16 protein-coding genes are annotated in these 16,919 nt (G+C 71.4%); 6 read left to right on the top strand and 10 right to left on the bottom strand.

The window, feature by feature from the left end:
• The first annotated feature begins 138 nt into the window (after positions 1 to 138).
• A complete protein-coding gene (locus tag OJ997_RS31980) occupies positions 139 to 1,560 on the top strand; it encodes a calcium-binding protein (RefSeq protein ID WP_270029444.1) in 1,422 nt (473 codons plus the stop codon).
• Here the strand turns inward: OJ997_RS31980 and OJ997_RS31975 are convergent.
• The 6 genes from OJ997_RS31975 to OJ997_RS31950 form a co-directional block, all read right to left on the bottom strand.
• Positions 1,557 to 2,369: an ABC transporter permease gene (locus OJ997_RS31975; protein WP_270029443.1), complete on the bottom strand. Its 813-nt coding sequence runs from the start codon at positions 2,367 to 2,369 to the stop codon at positions 1,557 to 1,559. The genes OJ997_RS31980 and OJ997_RS31975 overlap by 4 nt on opposite strands.
• Positions 2,366 to 3,334 carry an ATP-binding cassette domain-containing protein gene (locus OJ997_RS31970; RefSeq protein ID WP_270029442.1) on the bottom strand — a complete coding sequence of 323 codons (969 nt, stop codon included), beginning with the start codon at positions 3,332 to 3,334 and terminating at the stop codon, positions 2,366 to 2,368. Before OJ997_RS31970 ends, OJ997_RS31975 begins: the two co-directional genes overlap by 4 nt.
• Positions 3,335 to 3,424: 90 nt before the next feature.
• Positions 3,425 to 4,060, bottom strand: a complete 636-nt coding sequence (locus OJ997_RS31965; RefSeq protein ID WP_270029441.1) for a response regulator — start codon at positions 4,058 to 4,060, stop codon at positions 3,425 to 3,427.
• Positions 4,057 to 5,145 carry a sensor histidine kinase gene (locus OJ997_RS37950; protein WP_270029440.1) on the bottom strand — a complete coding sequence of 363 codons (1,089 nt, stop codon included), beginning with the start codon at positions 5,143 to 5,145 and terminating at the stop codon, positions 4,057 to 4,059. Before OJ997_RS37950 ends, OJ997_RS31965 begins: the two co-directional genes overlap by 4 nt.
• On the bottom strand, positions 5,142 to 5,873 hold the full coding sequence (locus OJ997_RS31955) for an ABC transporter permease (RefSeq protein WP_270029439.1): 732 nt from the start codon (positions 5,871 to 5,873) through the stop codon (positions 5,142 to 5,144). Before OJ997_RS31955 ends, OJ997_RS37950 begins: the two co-directional genes overlap by 4 nt.
• On the bottom strand, positions 5,870 to 6,562 hold the full coding sequence (locus OJ997_RS31950; RefSeq protein ID WP_270029438.1) for an ABC transporter ATP-binding protein: 693 nt from the start codon (positions 6,560 to 6,562) through the stop codon (positions 5,870 to 5,872). The genes OJ997_RS31955 and OJ997_RS31950 overlap by 4 nt, the downstream gene beginning before the upstream one ends.
• An 83-nt stretch (positions 6,563 to 6,645) precedes the next feature.
• On the opposite strand from OJ997_RS31950, the gene OJ997_RS31945 reads away from it, so the two are divergent.
• Positions 6,646 to 7,569 carry an SDR family NAD(P)-dependent oxidoreductase gene (locus OJ997_RS31945; RefSeq protein ID WP_270029437.1) on the top strand — a complete coding sequence of 308 codons (924 nt, stop codon included), beginning with the start codon at positions 6,646 to 6,648 and terminating at the stop codon, positions 7,567 to 7,569.
• A 195-nt stretch (positions 7,570 to 7,764) separates the two neighbouring features.
• Positions 7,765 to 7,971: a hypothetical protein gene (locus tag OJ997_RS31940; RefSeq protein ID WP_270029435.1), complete on the top strand. Its 207-nt coding sequence runs from the start codon at positions 7,765 to 7,767 to the stop codon at positions 7,969 to 7,971.
• A gap of 146 nt (positions 7,972 to 8,117) precedes the next feature.
• Here OJ997_RS31940 and OJ997_RS31935 read toward each other — a convergent pair whose 3' ends face one another.
• Complete coding sequence (locus OJ997_RS31935) at positions 8,118 to 8,876, bottom strand: isocitrate lyase/PEP mutase family protein (protein ID WP_270029434.1); 759 nt, start codon at positions 8,874 to 8,876, stop codon at positions 8,118 to 8,120.
• A gap of 88 nt (positions 8,877 to 8,964) precedes the next feature.
• Between OJ997_RS31935 and OJ997_RS31930 the strand changes: the two genes are divergently transcribed.
• Positions 8,965 to 9,528: a dihydrofolate reductase family protein gene (locus OJ997_RS31930; protein WP_270029433.1), complete on the top strand. Its 564-nt coding sequence runs from the start codon at positions 8,965 to 8,967 to the stop codon at positions 9,526 to 9,528.
• 18 nt (positions 9,529 to 9,546) lie between these two features.
• Here OJ997_RS31930 and OJ997_RS31925 read toward each other — a convergent pair whose 3' ends face one another.
• The gene (locus OJ997_RS31925) at positions 9,547 to 11,739 is read right to left on the bottom strand and encodes an MMPL family transporter (RefSeq protein WP_270029432.1); all 2,193 of its coding nucleotides are present in this window, start codon (positions 11,737 to 11,739) and stop codon (positions 9,547 to 9,549) included.
• A gap of 140 nt (positions 11,740 to 11,879) precedes the next feature.
• On the opposite strand from OJ997_RS31925, the gene OJ997_RS31920 reads away from it, so the two are divergent.
• Both OJ997_RS31920 and OJ997_RS31915 read left to right on the top strand, forming a co-directional pair.
• Positions 11,880 to 13,025 (top strand): sensor histidine kinase, encoded by a 1,146-nt coding sequence (locus OJ997_RS31920; RefSeq protein WP_270029459.1) that lies wholly within the window; start codon positions 11,880 to 11,882, stop codon positions 13,023 to 13,025.
• The gene (locus tag OJ997_RS31915) at positions 13,022 to 13,708 is read left to right on the top strand and encodes a response regulator (RefSeq protein WP_308213596.1); all 687 of its coding nucleotides are present in this window, start codon (positions 13,022 to 13,024) and stop codon (positions 13,706 to 13,708) included. The genes OJ997_RS31920 and OJ997_RS31915 overlap by 4 nt, the downstream gene beginning before the upstream one ends.
• 137 nt (positions 13,709 to 13,845) lie before the next feature.
• On the opposite strand, the gene OJ997_RS31910 is transcribed toward OJ997_RS31915, so the two are convergent.
• Both OJ997_RS31910 and OJ997_RS31905 read right to left on the bottom strand, forming a co-directional pair.
• Complete coding sequence (locus tag OJ997_RS31910) at positions 13,846 to 14,637, bottom strand: alpha/beta fold hydrolase (RefSeq protein ID WP_270029431.1); 792 nt, start codon at positions 14,635 to 14,637, stop codon at positions 13,846 to 13,848.
• A 1,378-nt stretch (positions 14,638 to 16,015) separates the two neighbouring features.
• Positions 16,016 to 16,919 (bottom strand): ArgK/MeaB family GTPase (locus OJ997_RS31905; protein WP_270029430.1); only part of this gene is annotated, 904 nt, incomplete at its 5' end.

Below are 16,919 nucleotides of genomic sequence, written 5' to 3'. Positions count from 1 at the left end.
GCATCGCCCAGGGGGCGATGCTTCGGCGAGTCCGCCGGTGCGTGGTCGTAGGACGACACCGTCGTGCGGACTCGCGGCGCGTACATCTTTAGGGGTATCCCTGATTTGCGGCGCGCGCGGTTCCCGGACCATCGCCGCATGACCTTGAAGCTCCCCCTCCTCGCGGTGACGGTCGTGGCCCTCCTGGCCCCGGCGGCGTCGCAGGCAGCGACCCTGTCCTATGAAGGCGACACGCTCGTGTACCGCGCCGATCCGGGCGTACGCGACTCGCCGATGCTCGGCGCGAAGGACGGCGTGTTGACCATCTACGAGGACGAGCTCAAGCTCGCGCCCGGCTGCACCTACGACTTCGAGGCCAAGTGCCCGATGCCCGCGCGCGTGCGTCTGGAGCTCGGCGACGGCGACGACTGGAACAGCTTCAGCTCCGACTACCCGCCCGCCCTGCCGGTGACCGTGCTCGGTGGCGAGGGCAAGGACCAGCTGCAGACCTACGGCGCCGACAACGTGACGCTCGACGGTGGCGGAGGCAACGACCTCCTCAAGGGCTGGCAGTCCAACGACACGCTGCTCGGCGGCGCCGGCGACGACGAGATCAACGGCTCGGGTGGCAACGACCACATCGAGGCCGGCGACGGCAACGACTCGATCTCGCCCGACACCTACTACGGCCCCGGCAACGACTACGTGGACGGCGGTACCGGCATCGACACCGTCGACGACTGGTCGATCCCGGACGCCGACTACCACCCGCCGATCGCGGTGAGCATGGACGGCGTCGCCAACGACGGCCGCACCAGCGCGGGCGAGGCCGACAACGTCGTCAACGTCGAGAAGATCACCAGCAGCATCTCCGGCACGATCTCCGGCAGCGACGGCGACGACGAGTACCGCATCTGGGCCAACGTCAACGAGGGCAACTCGACGCTGCTCGGCAACGGCGGCAACGACAAGCTGACCACCGGCGACTACCAGGACACGCTCGACGGCGGGGCCGGCAACGACGTCATCAACGGCGGCTTCGGCAACGACGTGCTGACCGGCGGCCCGGGCCAGGACACGATCTTCGCCGACGCCACCAGCGCCTCGTGCGGCTGGTACTCCTACACCTGCAAGATCCCCTTCGGCAACGACGTCGTCAACGCCCGCGACGGCGAGGCCGACACGATCGACTGCGGCGTCGGCGAGGACCGCGCGATCGTCGACGCGATCGACATCGTCTCGGGCTGCGAGGCCGTCGACAAGGCCGGCGCCACCACCGGCCCGGCCGCGCCCGCCGGCAACCCGAAGCCGGCCGGCCCGAAGGTCACGGCCAAGCAGAAGGGCACCAAGCTCAACCTGACCGTCCCCTGCGCCGGCGCCTGCAAGGTCAAGGCCACGCTCGTCGTCAAGAAGAAGACGGTCGGCAAGGCCTCCAAGACCCTGCTCAAGGCGGGCGACGCGAAGCTGACGGTCAAGTTCAAGCGCCAGCGCAAGGCCGTCAGCGCCACGCTGAAGGTCACGGTCGAGGCCGCCGACGGCACTTCCGCGTCGACGACCAAGACCGTGAAGCTGAAGCGCTAACCGCGGGTTCGGTACAGGTGCGACGTCAGCGGCATGAACACCGCTGTCAGGCCGGCGGCGACCGCGAGTGAGATCGCGACGTCGCTGCCGACCGCGTCACCCGCCATCAGCCCGCGGGCGGCGTCGGTCATGATCGAGATCGGGTTCACGTTCACGAACGCCTCCAGCACGCTCGGCAGTGTCTCCGGCTCCACGAACGCGTTGGACAGGAACGTCAGCGGGAAGATGAACATGAAGCCCGCGTTCATCACCGCGCTCGGGGAGCGCAAGAGCAGGCCGAGCGTCGTGAACAGCCAGCTGACGCCGAACGAGAACACGACGGTGAGGGCGAGCGCCGCGAACATGCCCGGCCAGCTCCCCGGGCGGAAGCCGAGGATGACGCCCAGGGTCATGATGACGGTGCCGGCGATCACGTAGCGCACGGCGTCGCCGAGCAGCGCGCCGACGAGCGGCGCGGGACGCCAGATCGGCAGCGTGCGGAAGCGGTCCACGGCGCCCTTGGTCAGGTCGGTGTTCAGCGACACGCCCGAGTAGACGGTCGTGAACACGACGGACATGACGAGCAGGCCGGGGAGCACGTAGTCGAGGTACTCGCCCGTGGAGCCGGCGATCGCGCCGCCGAACAGGTACGTGAACATCAGCAGGAACATCACCGGCGTGATCGTCACGTCGAGGAGCTGCTCGGGCACGTGCTTGATCTTCAGCATCCCGCGCCAGCCGAACGCCATGGCGGCGTTGAACGCGCCGGGCCGCGGCGGGCGGGGGACGGACGAGAGCGCGTTGCGGATCGCGATGTCGTCGGTGCTCATGCCTTGACCTCTTCTTCTTCCTGCGTCTCGGCGGTGTGTCCGGTGAGGGCGAGGAAGACCTCGTCGAGGCTCGGCTGGCCGAGCGTGAAGGCGGCGACGCTGATCCCCGCGCGGCTGAGCGCGACGACCGCCTCGGCGCCCTTGTCGGCGTCCGGGGACTGCACGCTCAGCGCCGACGGATCCGGCTCCAGGTGCACGGCGCCGAGCTCACGCGCGAGGATCTGCTCGGCCTGCGGGCGCTGCTCGGGGTTGAGCAGACGCACCTGCAGCGTGGCGTTGCCGACGCTCGCCTTCAGCTGGCCGGGCGTGCCCTCGGCGATCACCTTGCCGCGGTCGATCACGGCGATCCCGTCCGCGAGCTGGTCGGCCTCGTCGAGGTACTGCGTGCACAGCAGGATCGTCGTGCCGGCGGCGCGCAGCGCGCGCACGATGTCCCACACCTGGTTGCGGCTGCGCGGATCCAGGCCGGTGGTCGGCTCGTCCAGGAACAGCAGCTCGGGCGTGACGACGAGGCTGGCGGCGATGTCCAGCCGCCGGCGCATCCCGCCCGAGTAGTTCTTGGTCAGCCGGGTCGCCGCGTCGTCGAGGCCGAACGCGCCGAGCAGCTCGTCCGCGCGGGCCTTGGCGGCCTTGCCCTTGAAGCCGTACAGGCGGCCGAGCAGGATCAGGTTCTCCCGGCCCGTGAGGTCTTCGTCCACCGAGGCCATCTGGCCGGTCAGGCTCACGACGCCGCGGACGGCGTCGGCCTCTTTGACGACGTCGTGGCCGAGCACGTGCGCGCTGCCGCCGTCCGGTGTGAGCAGCGTGGCGAGCATCCGGATCGTGGTCGTCTTGCCGGCGCCGTTGGGCCCGAGCACGCCGTAGACCGACCCCCGGGGGACCGCCAGGTCGACTCCGTCCACGGCCCGGAGGTCGCCGAAGGTCTTGACGAGGCTCGAGGCCTCGATGGCGAGGTTCGTGGTCATTGACAGCAGTGACTCCCGTCTGGGTGAAAACTCATCGGGCACTCACGAACATAGGGGTAAGGGGTGCGGTCCCACAATGGGGAATTTGACCTAGGACCGGCCGAGGAGGCCGCGTTCGAATCCGACCGCGACCGCCGCCGCGCGGTCCTTGACGCCGAGCTTGGCGTACACGTGGATCAGGTGCGTCTTGACCGTCGCCTCGCTGATGAACAGCTCCGCGGCGGCCGCGCGGTTCGTGGCGCCCTTCGCGATCAGCCGCAGCACCTCGAGCTCGCGGGGTGAGAGCGGCGTCTCGGGTTGGGGCGCCCGGACCCGGCCGAGCAGCGTGGTGGCGACGGCGGGCGCGAGCACCGACTCGCCGCGGGCGGCGGCGCGGACGCCGCGCAGCAGCTCCTCGCGCGGCGCGTCCTTGAGCAGGTAGCCGGTGGCGCCGGCGTCGATCGCGGCCAGCACGTCGCTGTCGTCGCTGTAGGTGGTCAGGACGAGCACGCGCGTGCCGGGCGACTGCTCCGCGAGCGCCCGGATCGCGGTCACGCCGTCCGTTCCCGGCATCCGCAGGTCCATCAGCACGACGTCCGGCCGGCGGGCGAGCGTGAGCGTCACCGCCTCGCGACCGTCGGACGCCTCGCCCAGCACCTCGAACTCGGGGTCGCCGGTGAAGATGCCGCGCAGCCCGTTGCGGACGACCGGGTGGTCGTCGGCGATCAGCAGGGAGATCTTCGTCATGCCGGCACCGCGGGGACGCTCGCGCTGATCGCGGTGCCCTCGCCGGGACTGGACTCCACCGCCAGCTCACCACCGACGCCGCTCACGCGCTGGCGCATCCCGGTCAGGCCGTAGCCGTGGCGGGAGGGGTCGAAGCCGACGCCGTCGTCGCGCACGTCGAGGGTCACCATGTCCTCCATGTAGGAGAGCGTGAGGCCGACGCGGGAGGCCCGCGCGTGGCGGGCGACGTTCGTCAGCGCCTCCTGGGCGGCGCGCAGCAGCGTCACCTCGACCTCGGGGTGCATCGGGCGCGGCGTGCCGGTCGTCGTGAACCGGGCCGGGGTGGCGTTGGCCTGTGCCCAGCTCGTGGTCACCTTCTCGATCGCCTCGGGCAGGCGGGCCTGCTCGAGCTCGTGCGGCCGGATCGCGCGCACCGAGCGGCGCGCCTCCGCGAGGCTGTCGCGGGCGAGCTGGGTGGCGGCGTGCAGGTGACCCTCGTCGTCCTTGCCCTGCGAGCGGGCGTGGGCGGCGGCCTCGAGCTGGGCGACGATGCCCGCCAGGCCCTGCGCGAGCGTGTCGTGGATCTCCCGCGCGGCGCGCTGGCGCTCCTGCATCGCGCCCGCCTCGCGCTCGCGCTCCTCCGTCCGCAGCGCGACGACGAACATCAGGCCGGAGACCAGCACGTTGACGACGGCCAGGGCGGGCAGCAGCCCGGGCAGCGCGTAGTCCTGCAGCGGCCAGCCGCCGGACTGGCAGAGCGCGCTGAGCAGGGCCGTGACGATGATCGGCGGGGCCTTCCAGCCGCCGGGCAGGTTGTCGACCGAGAGGTAGCCGACGAACACGAAGAAGCCGAACAGCGGGCTGCGGGTCACGAGCGCGGCGCACAGCACGAGCAGGCCGGTGACGTAGATCGGGGCCAGGCGCGGCCGATTGCGCAGGGCGATCATCCACACAGCCGTGACGGCCGCGAGGGCGACCGTCGGGCCGGGCGCCGTGCGGTCGTCGATCACCGTGGCGGCGAACGTCGACAGCACGAGCAGCACGAACGGCAGCGCCGGGAGGGCGTTCTCCACGCGGCGCGGCCAGGTGTCGGCGGGCGTGCTCACTCCCAGCGGAAGACCCTAGCCGCGATCGTGCTCGCGAGCACCGCCGTGACCGCGAGCGTGAGCAGCATCAGCGGGTCCTGGCCCGTGCCCGCGAACGCGTTCTCCAACGACTCGCGGAACGCGCCGAGCGGCGTGAAGTCGCCGAAGCGGGAGAGCCAGTCGGGCATCTGCTCCTTCGGCAGCCAGATGCCCGCGAAGAACAGGCTGGGGAAGAAGAACGCGGCGCTGTAGACGTAGCCGACCTTGGCGTCGGGCGCGACCGCGGACACGAGCGTGCCGACGGCGAACAGCGCCGCGCCGCCGAGCACGATCACGACGAGCGCCATCAGCGGCTGCTCGGGCGTGTTCATGCCGAGCGCGATCGCGAGGCCGAGCACGAGCGGGACGGAGATCAGCGCGATCACGAACTGGACGACGACCTGCGCGGCAAGGAGGCGGGCGGGGTGCACGGGCGTCGTGGAGAGGCGGCGCAGGATGCCGCGCATCCGGTAGTCGGCCATGAAGCCGGGGAGCATGAAGACCGCGAGCATGCCGAAGGAGAGCGCGAGCGCGAGGCTGGGGAGGACCGTGTCGAGCGGGACCTGGCCGTCGAGCTCGGGGTCGGCCTCGGAGGCGCTGCCGGACAGGCCGAAGGCGAGGACGATCCCGAGCGGGAGCAGCAGGCTGAAGGCCATGCCGATCGGCTCGCGGAGCGTGAGCTTGGCCTCGGTGCGGATGAGCTTGTTCATGCGGTGGTCAGCTCCACGAACGCGTCTTCGAGATGGCCGGGGCGGGCGAGGGTGGTGGGCGTGTCGAGCGCTTTGACCCGGCCGGCGTGGATGACGGCCACGCGGTCGCACAGTCGCTCGACCTCGTCCATGAAGTGCGTGACAAGGACGACGGTCAGGCCGTCGTCCTTGAGGCGCTCGATCAGGCTCCAGACGTCCCTGCGCGCGTGCGGGTCCAGGCCCGTGGTGAGCTCGTCCAGGACGGCGATCCGCGGCTTGCCGATCAGCGCGAGGCCGACGGACACGCGCTGCTTCTCGCCGCCGGAGAGCTTGCCGTAGCGGGCGTCGCGCCGGTGGCTGAGGTTGAGCAGCTCGATCAGCTCGTCGGGGTCGCGCGGGTCGGGATAGAAGGACGCGTAGAGGTCGAGCGCCTCGTGGACGCTGAGGCGGTCGGGCAGCGCGCTGGCCTGGAGCTGGACGCCGACGCGGGTGCGGATCGCGTCGCGCTGGGTGGCCGGATCGAAGCCGAGCACGTCGATCCGGCCGCGGTCCGGGGTGCGCACGCCGGTCAGGCACTCGACGGTCGTGGTCTTCCCGGCGCCGTTGACGCCGATGATGCCGAAGATCTCGTTGGCGGCGACGGTGAACGACACGTCGTCGACGGCGACGACGTCCCCGTAGCGCTTGTGCAGATGCTCGATCTCGATCACGCTGTCGAGTCTGCGGGGGATCGAGCCCTGTGACATCAACCACTCGGTTGATCTCGCATCCACCGCGTCGCGTAGCCCGGTTGATGATCGACACGCTCCTGGACCGCACGATCGCCCCCGGCTACAGCCGGCTCGGGCTGGCGCTGCGCAAGCGCCGGCCGGGCTGGCCCGCCGATCCGCCGCGCATGGACGGCCAGGTCGTGATGGTCACGGGTGCCGCCTCCGGGCTCGGCCTGGCCGCCGCGCAGGGCTTCGCGTCGCTCGGCGCGACGGTGCTGGCGGTGGCGCGCAACGAGGAGCGCGCCCGGGACGCCGAGCAGGCGATCTCCGGCGACGTGCGCGGCGTGGCCTGCGACGTCTCGAGCGTCGCCGCGCTGCGCGAGCTGGCCGAGACCGTCGAGCGCCTCGACGTGCTGGTCAACAACGCGGGCGTGATGCCGGGCGAGCGCTCACGGTCGGTCGACGGCGTGGAGCTGACCTTCGCCACGCACGTGCTCGGCCCGTTCGTGCTCGTCCAGGCGCTCGCGCCCGTGCTCGAGGCCAGCGCGCCCGCCCGCGTCATCAACGTCACCTCGGGCGGCATGTACACCCAGGCCCTGCGCGCGGCCGACCTGCTGTCCGAGCAGGACGAGTACAACCCGAAGACGTTCTACGCGCGCTCCAAGCGCGCCGAGGTCGTGCTCACCGAGCAGCTTGCGACCCGCCTGGCCGGCACGGGCGTCGTCGTCCACTCGATGCATCCCGGCTGGGCGGATACGCCGGGCATCCGCGACGCGATGCCGGGGTTCCGCAAGGTCGTGGGACCGATCCTGCGCAACGACGCCGAAGGCGCGGACACGATCGTCTGGCTCGGCGCCGCCCCCGAGCCGCTCCAGTCCACGGGCAAGCTCTGGATGGACCGCGCCGTGCGGCCGACGCACTACCGCTTCGGCGCCGACGAGGACTCCGTCGACACCCGCGAGGAGCTCTGGCGCGAGCTCGAACGCCTCGCCGGCGCGGTCGTCTGAACCTCGTCGAGCAGGACGAGACCTCGATGACGCCTTCTCTCGTGGCGTCGACGCAGCGCCCTTGACGAGAGGCGTTCGAGGTGGAGGTGTCTAGCCTCTTGTTGGAGGTCGTGCGTCCGCCGACCGGAGAAACGTGCTCGGCGCGTTGCCGTCGCGCCTAGTAGATGCGCGTGCGCTGCGCCCCTGGAGGTCAACTTGGCTGGCAAGAAGAAGACGACGTTCGCGAAGTTGAACCGTGAGGCGAAGGTGCGCGAGAAGCGCCAGGCGAAGACCATGCGCAAGGAAGATCGCCAACGGGAGGGCGACGCCGGCGGTGGAATCGACCACGAGGTCGAGGATCTGAGTCACCTCGACGTGGCTGATGTCGAGGGCGTCGTGCCGGACGTCCCCGTCGATCGTTAGGGCAAGGAGCCGCCGAGCCGGCGATGCTGGGCGGCTGGAAACCACTTTGGGGCGCCGACGATTGGATCGGAGCGATTTTTCGTCCGGGATTGGCTTGCGACGCCGACTGAAGCGCCGGACCGGCCGACGCGAAGCAGCGACTCGAGTCAGCGCCAGGCGGTGAGCATGCTGCGCGTCGCGTCGGTCAGCGCGGCCTGCAGCAGTGGGCCGAAGGTGATGCGCCCGACGCCGAGACGCTGGAAGCGTTCGAGGTTGTGCTCGACCGGATGCGCCGTGCAGTTCACCGGTGCCGGGACTGCGTCGACGACCGCGCGGATCAGGTCGTCGGCGTCTTGGATGCGGACGGGGTAGACGCTGTCGGCTCCCGCGGCGACCAGTGCTTGGAGACGCTCGATGGCCTCGTCGAGCACGCCGGCGGCGTCGTCGGCGTGCAGGAACAGATCGGTCCGGCCGTTGATCCAGACCTTGACCCCGGCGTCGTCGGCCGCGGCTCGTAGGCCCGCGATGTACTCGACGTGCTCGGACGTGCTGCGCACCCGCCCGCCCTCTGAGTGCACGGTGTCTTCGAGGTTGAGGCCCACACCGCCCGCGTCAAGCAGACCGGCCACGAGTTCCCTGGGCTCCTGGCCGTAGCCGGCTTCCAGGTCGACGGACACGGGCACGTCGACCGCGGCGATGATGGGCCGTACCGCCTCCAGGACCTCGGCAAAGCTCTGGCCTTCGTGATCGGAGGCGCCGCGCGCGTCGGCCAATGGGTGACTGCCGATCGTCAACGCCTCAAACCCGGCCTCGACGGCCACGCGTGCCGACCAGACGTCCCACACCGTCGGAAGGACCAGCGGCCGACGCTCGGCGTGCAACCGCGACAGGCGCTCGGCATGGGCGACGGTGATCTCCTGAGCCATCTCCGCACGCTACCCAACCATTGCTCCCCCGTGTCGGCGACCTCAGGATCGATCAGTGCTGTCGGTCGGTGCTGAGAGAATCGGTCCGGTGACCGCATCGCCGCAGTCCCTCCGCGCCGCTGTCTTCCTCGGGCTGAGCGTCGACGGCCGCATCGCGAGGCCCGACGGCGACCTCGAGTGGCTGACCAGCCGCGGTGCCGCCGCCGGGGACGCTGGCTTCACACCCTTCGTGGAGTCGGTCGACGCGGTGGTGATGGGCCGGAGGACCTACGAGGGCATTGCTTCCGAGGAGCACTGGCCCTACCTCGATCGGCCGATGCACGTGATCAGCACGACCCTCGCGGCAGACGGTGATCTCCGGATCACCGTGCATCGCTCCGCCGAGGCGGCCGTCGACGCGTTGCAGCGCGACGGCCACCGGCGCGTCTACGTCGACGGTGGCGAGACCATCCGTTGGTTCCTCGCCCGCGGACTCGTCGACGAGCTCACGCTCTCCCAAGTGCCCGTGCTCATCGGCGACGGGCCCTCACTGTTCGGTCCGCTCGGTGGAGACGTGCACCTCGAGCACGTCCGCACCGCGGTTCTCGACGGCGGGATGGTCCAGACCACCTACCGCGTCTTGGCCGGACCGACGCCGCCCGCAGCCAAGTAGGCCGAGCGGGTTCGCGCTTTAAGACTCCGTGGCCGGCGTGACCGCGGGCAGGCGCAGGAGCCGTCGGCCGCGCTCGGGCATCCACCAGTTCCAGCGGCCGAGCCACGAGACGGTGGCGGGGACGAGCAGCGAGCGCACGACGAGCGCGTCGAGCAGGACGCCTGCGGCGAGTCCGGTGGCGAGCACCTGCAGGTCTCTGTCGCCGGCGGTCGCCATCGAGGCGAACGCGAGGAACACGATCAGCGCCGCGCTGGTCACGAGCCGCCCGGTGCCGGCCATCCCGCGCACGACCGCCTCGTCGGTGGAGCCGGTGCGGTCGTACTCCTCGCGCATCCGGGCGAGGATGAACACCTCGTAGTCCATCGAGAGCCCGTAGATGAACGCGAACACGATCACCGGCGCCCACGCCTGCACGGCTCCGTCGGGGCCGACGCCGAACAGCAGCTCGGTGCCGACGCCGTGCTGCCAGACGAGCGTCATCACGCCCCAGGTCGCGAAGACGGACAGCAGGTTCATCGCGATCGCCTTCGCCGGCAGCACGATGGAGCGGAACGCCCGTGCGAGCAGCACGAACGTGACGATCGAGATCAGCGCGAGCATCAGCGGGAAGGAGCCGTAGACGGCGTCCACGAAGTCGATCGTCTGCGCGGTGCTGCCGCCGATGGTCGTCGCCGGGAGCGTGGCGGCGGCGTCGCGCAGGGCGCCGATCGTCGCGCGTCCCGCCTGCGAGTTCGTGTCGCTGCGGGTGAGTACCTCGACGACCGCTTGACCGTCGGCTCGCCACGCGCCCTCCGGTGCGCTCGCCGCGCGCACACCGTCAACGGCGGCGAGGCGGGCGGCGGTGTCGGCCGCGCGGTCGGCCGGGGTGAGGACCTCGACCGGCGCGAGCGGCGCTGCGCCGATGCCGGAGCGCTCGAGTTGCTGGAGCGCGGCCTTCGGGGCGCCGGTGCCGCCGAGCGACCGTGCCTCGGGGCTGCCGAGGAGGATGCCCTGAGCGGCCACGCAGAGCGCGACGAGCAGGGCTGCGCCGGCGAGGGTGGCGGCGATGCGGTGGCGGATGACGAGGCGCGCCCAGGCGGCCCAGTGTCGCTCGGCGCGGTCGGTGCGGCGCAGCCGGCGGGCGTCGGCGAACGGTCCGACCGTGGCGAGCACGACGGGCAGCAGCGTGAGCGCGACGGCGACGGACGCGAGCGGGATGAGCAGGCCGCCGATGCCCATCGAGCGCAGGAACGGCACGGGCAGCACGAGCGCCGCGAGCAGCCCGATCGCCACGGTCGTGCCGCTGAACAGCACGGCGCGACCGGCGGTTCCGGCGGCGTGCACGATCGCCTGCTCGTTGCTCAGCCCGCGCTCGCGTTCCTCCCGCCAGCGCATGACGACCAGCAGTGCATAGTCGATCGCGACGCCGAGGCCGATCAGCGAGACGAGGAAGACGACGACGATGTTGACCTCGGTCAGCGCGGTGAGGCCCCAGACGGCCAGCAGCGTGACCGGGATCGAGACGATCGCCATCAGCAGCGGCACGAGGGCGAGCGCGGACGCGAACACGAACACCAGCACGATCAGCGCCCCGACGCCGGCGAGCAGCGTCTCGCTCAGGAACGCGGGACCGCTCTCGCCCGCCGCCTCGCTGGTCAGCAGGGCGTTGCCCGTGAGCCGTACCTCGGCACCGCCCACGCGCGCGTCGGCGGCGGCCTGCGCGGCGCGCGCCACCGTCTCTTCGTCGATCTCGCTCCCGCTCGGCCCGTTGTCGCCGACCACGGACGACGGCGGATGCAGGACCGCGAACGTGGTGCGGCCGTCGTCTGAGACGTAGGCCGGCTCGGATGTAGAGCCGAAGGACGCGATGCGCGCGCCGGGGACCGCGCGCGCAAGGTCCTGCTCGAGCGCTCGCAGATCGGCGCGGACCGCCGGCGCGCTTGCCGTCGTCCCGGGTGGCAGCGTGACGACGGCGACGAGCGGCGGAGTCCCGCCGCCCGAGTCGAAGCGGCTGACGATCCGCTCGTTCGTGACGGTGCTCGCGCTGTTGGGCATCGTGAAGTTCTCGTCGAGCGCGCCGGTGACCTTCGCGGACCCGTAGAACCCGGCCAAGGTGAGCACGAGCCAGGCGACCGCGACCAGGCGCTTGTGGGCGAGCACCCACTGGGTGAGGCTCGCGAGCCAGCGCCCGGTGCGGTCGATCGGCGGGGGAGAAATCGGTGTCGTTGGCATGACTGCCGAAGCTAGGTCGGCCGCGGTCCGCCCGAAACGTCCGCTCGATGGATCCTCGGTCTCCTCCCACGGGAGGAGACAGCTCCTGCCGTGGGAGGTGTCGGGGCCGTCGGCGCGGCACTAGGCTCCGCCTCGTGTCCATGACCAGGTCCGCGCCGAGCTCGCGCCAACTCGTGCTCGACGCCGCGCTGACGGCGACCGTGCTCGCGTTCACGGTCGCGCAGATGGCCAGCCAGGCGTTCGGCGCGAAGGCCGGCCAGGCGCGCGGAGCCGACGTGGTCGGCGTGGTCGTCTGCCTGCTCGCCACCCTCCCGCTGCTGGCGCGTCACCGGGCGCCCCGAGCGGCGCTGGCGGCGGTCCTCGCCGGCGCGGTGGCGCTCGTCGCGCTCGACTACGCGGTGCTGACCGCGCCCGCTCCGGCGATCGTCCTCGCCACGCTCGCCGAGCGCGACCGCAGGCAGGACCCCTTCGTGACCCTGATCGCGTGCCTCGCCGCCTTCGCGGCGTTCGTCGCCGTGGCCTGGGCGCGCTTCGAACCCGAGCCGGGCGAGTACGCGATCACCGCGCTCCTGTGGGCGGGCGGCTGGATCCTCGGCGATCGCCGCCGCCTCACACGGCAACGGGCCGCGCAGGAGCGCGAGCGCATCGCGCGCGAGCAGCGCCTCGCGGTCGCCGAGGAGCGAACGCGCATCGCTCGCGAGTTGCACGACTCGGCCGGACACGCGATCAACTCGATCCTCATCCAAGCCGGAGCGGCGCGGCTCGTCCAGGACACGCAGCCGGAGCGCACCCGCGAGGCGATCGCGACGATCGAGGCGCTCGCGCGCGAGAGCATCCAGGACCTCGACGCGATCCTGGGCGGACTGCGCAACGGCGCGCCGGCCGACCTGGAGCCGCTGCCCGGCATCGACCGCATCGCCGCGCTCGTCGAGCGCCACCAGGCCGCCGGCCTGGACTTCTCGCTGCGCGACCACACGAGCCCTGAGCTGCGACTCCCGCCACCGATCGATCGCGCCGCTTACCGCATCGCACAGGAGGCGATGACCAACGCCGCGCGCCACGGCACCGGCGCCGCCGAGCTGACGCTCGAGTGCCGCGACGGCGTGCTGGCGCTCACGGTGGTCAACCCTGTCGCCGCCGGCGCGACGGCGCGGGCCGAGGGCGGCCACGGCCTGGTCGGCATGCGAGAGCGCGCCGCGCTCCTCGGCGGCACGCTCGACGCCCGCCGCGTCGGTGACCGCTTCGAGGTCCGCGCGGCGCTGCCCTACCGCCGGAGCGCGCCGTGACCGAATCCAGCGCCGCGATCCGCGTGATGCTGGTCGACGACGACGACCTCGTTCGCCGCGGCCTCCGCCTGATCATCTCCAGCGACCCGACGCTCGACGTCGTCGCCGAAGCCGAGGACGGCGACATCGCGCTGCGCCGCGCGCCCCACCACCACCCCGACGTCGTGCTGATGGACGTCCGCATGCCACAGATGGACGGCATCACCGCGACCCGCGAGCTGATCGCCCGTGTGCCCGACGCTCGCGTGATCATCCTCACGACCTTCGACGAGGACGAGTACGTCGTCGGCGCGCTGCGCGCCGGTGCCAGCGGCTTCCTGCTCAAGCGCAGCACCCCCGAGGACCTGCTGCGCGCGATCCACGTCGTCGCCCTCGGCGACGCGCTGCTCTCACCCGCGGTGACACGACGCGTGATCGAGCGGGTGGTCGAACAGCCGATCCTGAGCACCTCCCCGGATCCCCGGCTCGCCCACCTCACACCACGCGAGCTCGAGGTGTTCCTGCTCATCGCCCAAGGGCGCTCCAACCGCGAGATCGCCGCCGCGCTGACCGTCGAGGAGACGACGGTCAAGAGCCACGTCCGCAACGTGCTGACGAAGCTCGGCGCACGCGACCGGATCCACGCCGTGATCCTCGCCTACGAATGCGGCGCGGTCTCGCCCGGCAAACGGACGGACCCGTGACCTGACGGGTGCCTCGCCGACCGGGGCAGCAGGGCGACTGAACCCGCCAGGCCTCCGAGCGCTCGATCTCTACGCCCTGGGGCGAGAAATCGAGCACTGGACTACCGCAACGGACGACGTGCAGGGGTGAGGCGTCGTCAACGGCGTCGGTCTGCGGCCGTCGTCTCGAGGATCAGCCGCGTCGCCTCGTGCGGGCGATCCCACTGCGGGAAGTGTCCACAGCGATCGAACCAGTGCAGGCGGGCGTCTGGGAACTGCCGGATTGCTCGTTTCGCCTGGCGCGGGAGGCACACCAGGTCGCGTCGCCCCCAGCCGATGGCGATTGGTCCTCGCGCCGTTCCAGCGGGCATGCCGGCTTGCGGCGGTCCATGCACAAGGGCATCGAGCGTGTCGTCGATGGCTCGCGCTTCCGCGTAGCTCTGCATCTCTCGCAGCACGACATGGCCGGGAAGGCGCCTCGGGCGTGCGGAAAACTGGGCGAGGAGCACACTGCGTCCCACAGAACTCCGGGCAAGCGCTGGCATCACCGGCTGCAGGGCCCGGACGACCGCGATCGACGCCCGCACCGACGCGCCGAAGACGCGTCGCTCACGGGCGTTCCAGAACCCACCCGGGTCGAGCGCGACGGTGGCACCAACGCGGCCTCGTCGCGCCAGCTCCAGCGCGAGTCGTGCGCCCATCGACGTTCCGGCGCAGTCGACACCATCGAGGTCATGCTCGTCGATGAAGCCCTCAAGGGCGTCGGCGAGCGTCGCGATCGACACGTTGCCCGAGAGCGGCGGCGTCTTGCCGAAGCCCGGAAGGTCCGGCGCGATGACTTCACGCTCCGCCGCCAGCGCACTCGTGATCGGATCGAACGAGTGGCGGCTGCCACCAAGTCCGTGGACGAGCAGCAGCGGCTGGCCGCTCCCGGTGCGCATGTACTCCATCCCGTACACCTACCCGTTCTCGTTCGACGGAGCTGGCGCCGCCGTGCCAGGCACAGGCCAAAGCGCTAAATCCGCCGCGGGCACGAATGCTTTCGACGACGATCAGCACTCTGCCGTCGGCTGGTGTCGGGCGCGCTAAGAGCAGAGACTCCGCCGTGAGTCTCGACTCCGGTCGCAGACAAAGCGAGACGCCGCAGATGGCGCTTGCCGCGGCCGCCGCTCAGGCGGATGGAAAGCGGCAGTCGCGCGAATTTGGCGAGATCGTCGACAAGCGCTACTTCCGCCGCGGCGCGTTGCAGCGGCGCCGACCCGATCACGAGAGAGTCCGCGCTGCTTCTGCGACCTCGTGTGCCGCGTTGCGAAGGTCCTCGTCCGCGGGGCCCGTCACGGCGGCGCCGAGTTCGTAATCGGCCATGAGACGATTGAGGCGATCGAACGCTTCAGGCTGATCCCATCCTTCGCCGGCGGCTTGCCAAAGCCGGACAAGCGCGACTGCCTGGAAGCAGGCGCCCATCTCCGCGTCTTGGCCGGCAGCCTCTGCGGCTCGGTACTCGATGTGGCGGGCAAGTAGCTGCCGTAGCCGACGCTGGGGGTCCTCCATTCCGGCGAATTATCGCCGTAGTTCCGGCGGCCGCTTCCGGCTGAGGCAGCTCCCGCTGAGGTGTCCGTCGCGGCGTCGGCTGATGAGCGCAATCGTCGACAAGGACAACGCCGTCCCGTGGCAGTTGCAAGCTGTCGGGCGCAACGAAGTTCGCTGATACAGCGAGGTTCGTTGCACTTTGCCATCCGGCAGTGCGACGAACCTGTCGCATATCGAAGGGTTTGTTGCGCCTCGACCCCGCTGTCGAACGACGCGCAGGAGGAAGGTCGTTCGACAGCGGTCCAAATGCGCGTTTCTGTGGACAAACGCGCACCTCGACGACGATCGAACCGGTGTGGGTCGACGGGCGGCGCCACTAGTGAGATTCGTCGTCGATCGACTCACGAGCGGTGTTCGTGGCGACGCCCGTACCCGCCAGCTTGGGTCTATGCCGCTCGGGTGGCGCCTGAGTGCTCCGAAGGACCGGAGATGTCAGGGAATGCCCGCCCGAGGGCCAGGTTCCAGAGGAGCGCTGCGGCGATTAAGCGGGGGGCTGACTTGATCTCCGGGAAGCCAAGGAGGCGAAAGGCCACGGCATCCCTTCGGAGCCTCCCTCCGCATGCCCGCCAAGGAGAAGGCGCTGCGCTGGCCAGCCCACGATTCTGGGCGGCACGCGGCGGTACCTCCCAGCGCACTCAAGAGCCCCGCAAACAAGACGCACCAGCACGCGAGGTCAGGGGCGAGCGCAGGGAGGTGCCGACGCGGGCCGACTCGCACGGCGCGCGTCTGTACGCAGGCTTAGCTTGCTTTCTCTTCCAAGCGGGCCAGGAGGGCGGGCTCGTCGAGCACCGGGTCCTGCTCGGCGAGCCACTTGACCGCGGCGCGGCGTCCGCCGAGCGCACGGAGGCCGTGCTCCCCGTACTCGTGGACGAAGTCGGCGAGCGCGCCGAGGCGGCGGACACGCACGCGGTGGGCGGCGAGGTCGAGCGCGGCGCGGTGAGCGTCGAGCGCGTCCGCCAGCTCGGGGATGCCGCGCGTGGGGGCGAGTGAGGAGACCGCGAGCAGCGGCGTGGCGCGGGCGCCCAGCGCGCGCAGCGCCACGCGCAGGTCCTCCTCGGCACGTTGCGCGACGGCGCCGAGGTCGGCCTTGGTCACGACGAGCAGGTCCGGCACCTCCATGATCCCGGCCTTGAGGAACTGCAGGGCGTCGCCGGAGCCGGGCTGGACGACGACGGCGACGGTGTCCGCGGCCTCGGCGACGTCGGTCTCGGACTGGCCGACGCCGACCGTCTCGATCACGACGACATCGAACGCGTTCGCGAGCGCCTGAGCCGCGGCGCGGGTCGCGGGGGCGAGGCCACCGAGGCGCTCACCGGCGGCCATCGAGCGGATGAAGACGTCGCGGTCCGCGGGGTCGTGCTCGATCCGCGCGCGGTCGCCGAGCAGCGCGCCGCCGCTGCGCTTGGAGGACGGGTCGACCGCGAGCACCGCGACCGAACGCCCGCGCCCTCGCCACTCGCGCACGAGCGCGGACAGCAGCGTCGACTTGCCCACGCCGGGCGGGCCGGTGACGCCGACGACGTGGCCGGCGCCGTCGCCGGCCGCGGACACGAGCGCGGCGGCCTCCGCCCGCGCCGTCCGCGTCTCGAGCAGGTTGAGCGCCGCCGGCGCGGCCGCCCGATCCCCCGCGGCGAGCCGCGCC

The sequence above is a fragment of the Solirubrobacter phytolaccae genome, from assembly GCF_027587195.1.
GTDB lineage: Bacteria > Actinomycetota > Thermoleophilia > Solirubrobacterales > Solirubrobacteraceae > Solirubrobacter > Solirubrobacter phytolaccae.
Note: the sequence above shows the minus strand (reverse complement) of the source record. Positions and strands in the feature narration are given on the sequence as shown.

Excerpts from the sequence above, each read along its gene's own strand:
- OJ997_RS31935 (WP_270029434.1), bottom strand. The coding sequence starts at position 8,876 with ATGGCTCAGGAGATCACCGTCGCCCATGCCGAGCGCCTGTCGCGGTTG.
- OJ997_RS31975 (WP_270029443.1), bottom strand. The coding sequence starts at position 2,369 with ATGAGCACCGACGACATCGCGATCCGCAACGCGCTCTCGTCCGTCCCC.
- OJ997_RS31980 (WP_270029444.1), top strand. The coding sequence starts at position 139 with ATGACCTTGAAGCTCCCCCTCCTCGCGGTGACGGTCGTGGCCCTCCTG.
- OJ997_RS31945 (WP_270029437.1), top strand. The coding sequence starts at position 6,646 with ATGATCGACACGCTCCTGGACCGCACGATCGCCCCCGGCTACAGCCGG.
- OJ997_RS31925 (WP_270029432.1), bottom strand. The coding sequence starts at position 11,739 with ATGCCAACGACACCGATTTCTCCCCCGCCGATCGACCGCACCGGGCGC.
- OJ997_RS31910 (WP_270029431.1), bottom strand. The coding sequence starts at position 14,637 with ATGGAGTACATGCGCACCGGGAGCGGCCAGCCGCTGCTGCTCGTCCAC.
- OJ997_RS31970 (WP_270029442.1), bottom strand. The coding sequence starts at position 3,334 with ATGACCACGAACCTCGCCATCGAGGCCTCGAGCCTCGTCAAGACCTTC.
- OJ997_RS31965 (WP_270029441.1), bottom strand. The coding sequence starts at position 4,060 with ATGACGAAGATCTCCCTGCTGATCGCCGACGACCACCCGGTCGTCCGC.
- OJ997_RS31920 (WP_270029459.1), top strand. The coding sequence starts at position 11,880 with ATGACCAGGTCCGCGCCGAGCTCGCGCCAACTCGTGCTCGACGCCGCG.
- OJ997_RS31955 (WP_270029439.1), bottom strand. The coding sequence starts at position 5,873 with ATGAACAAGCTCATCCGCACCGAGGCCAAGCTCACGCTCCGCGAGCCG.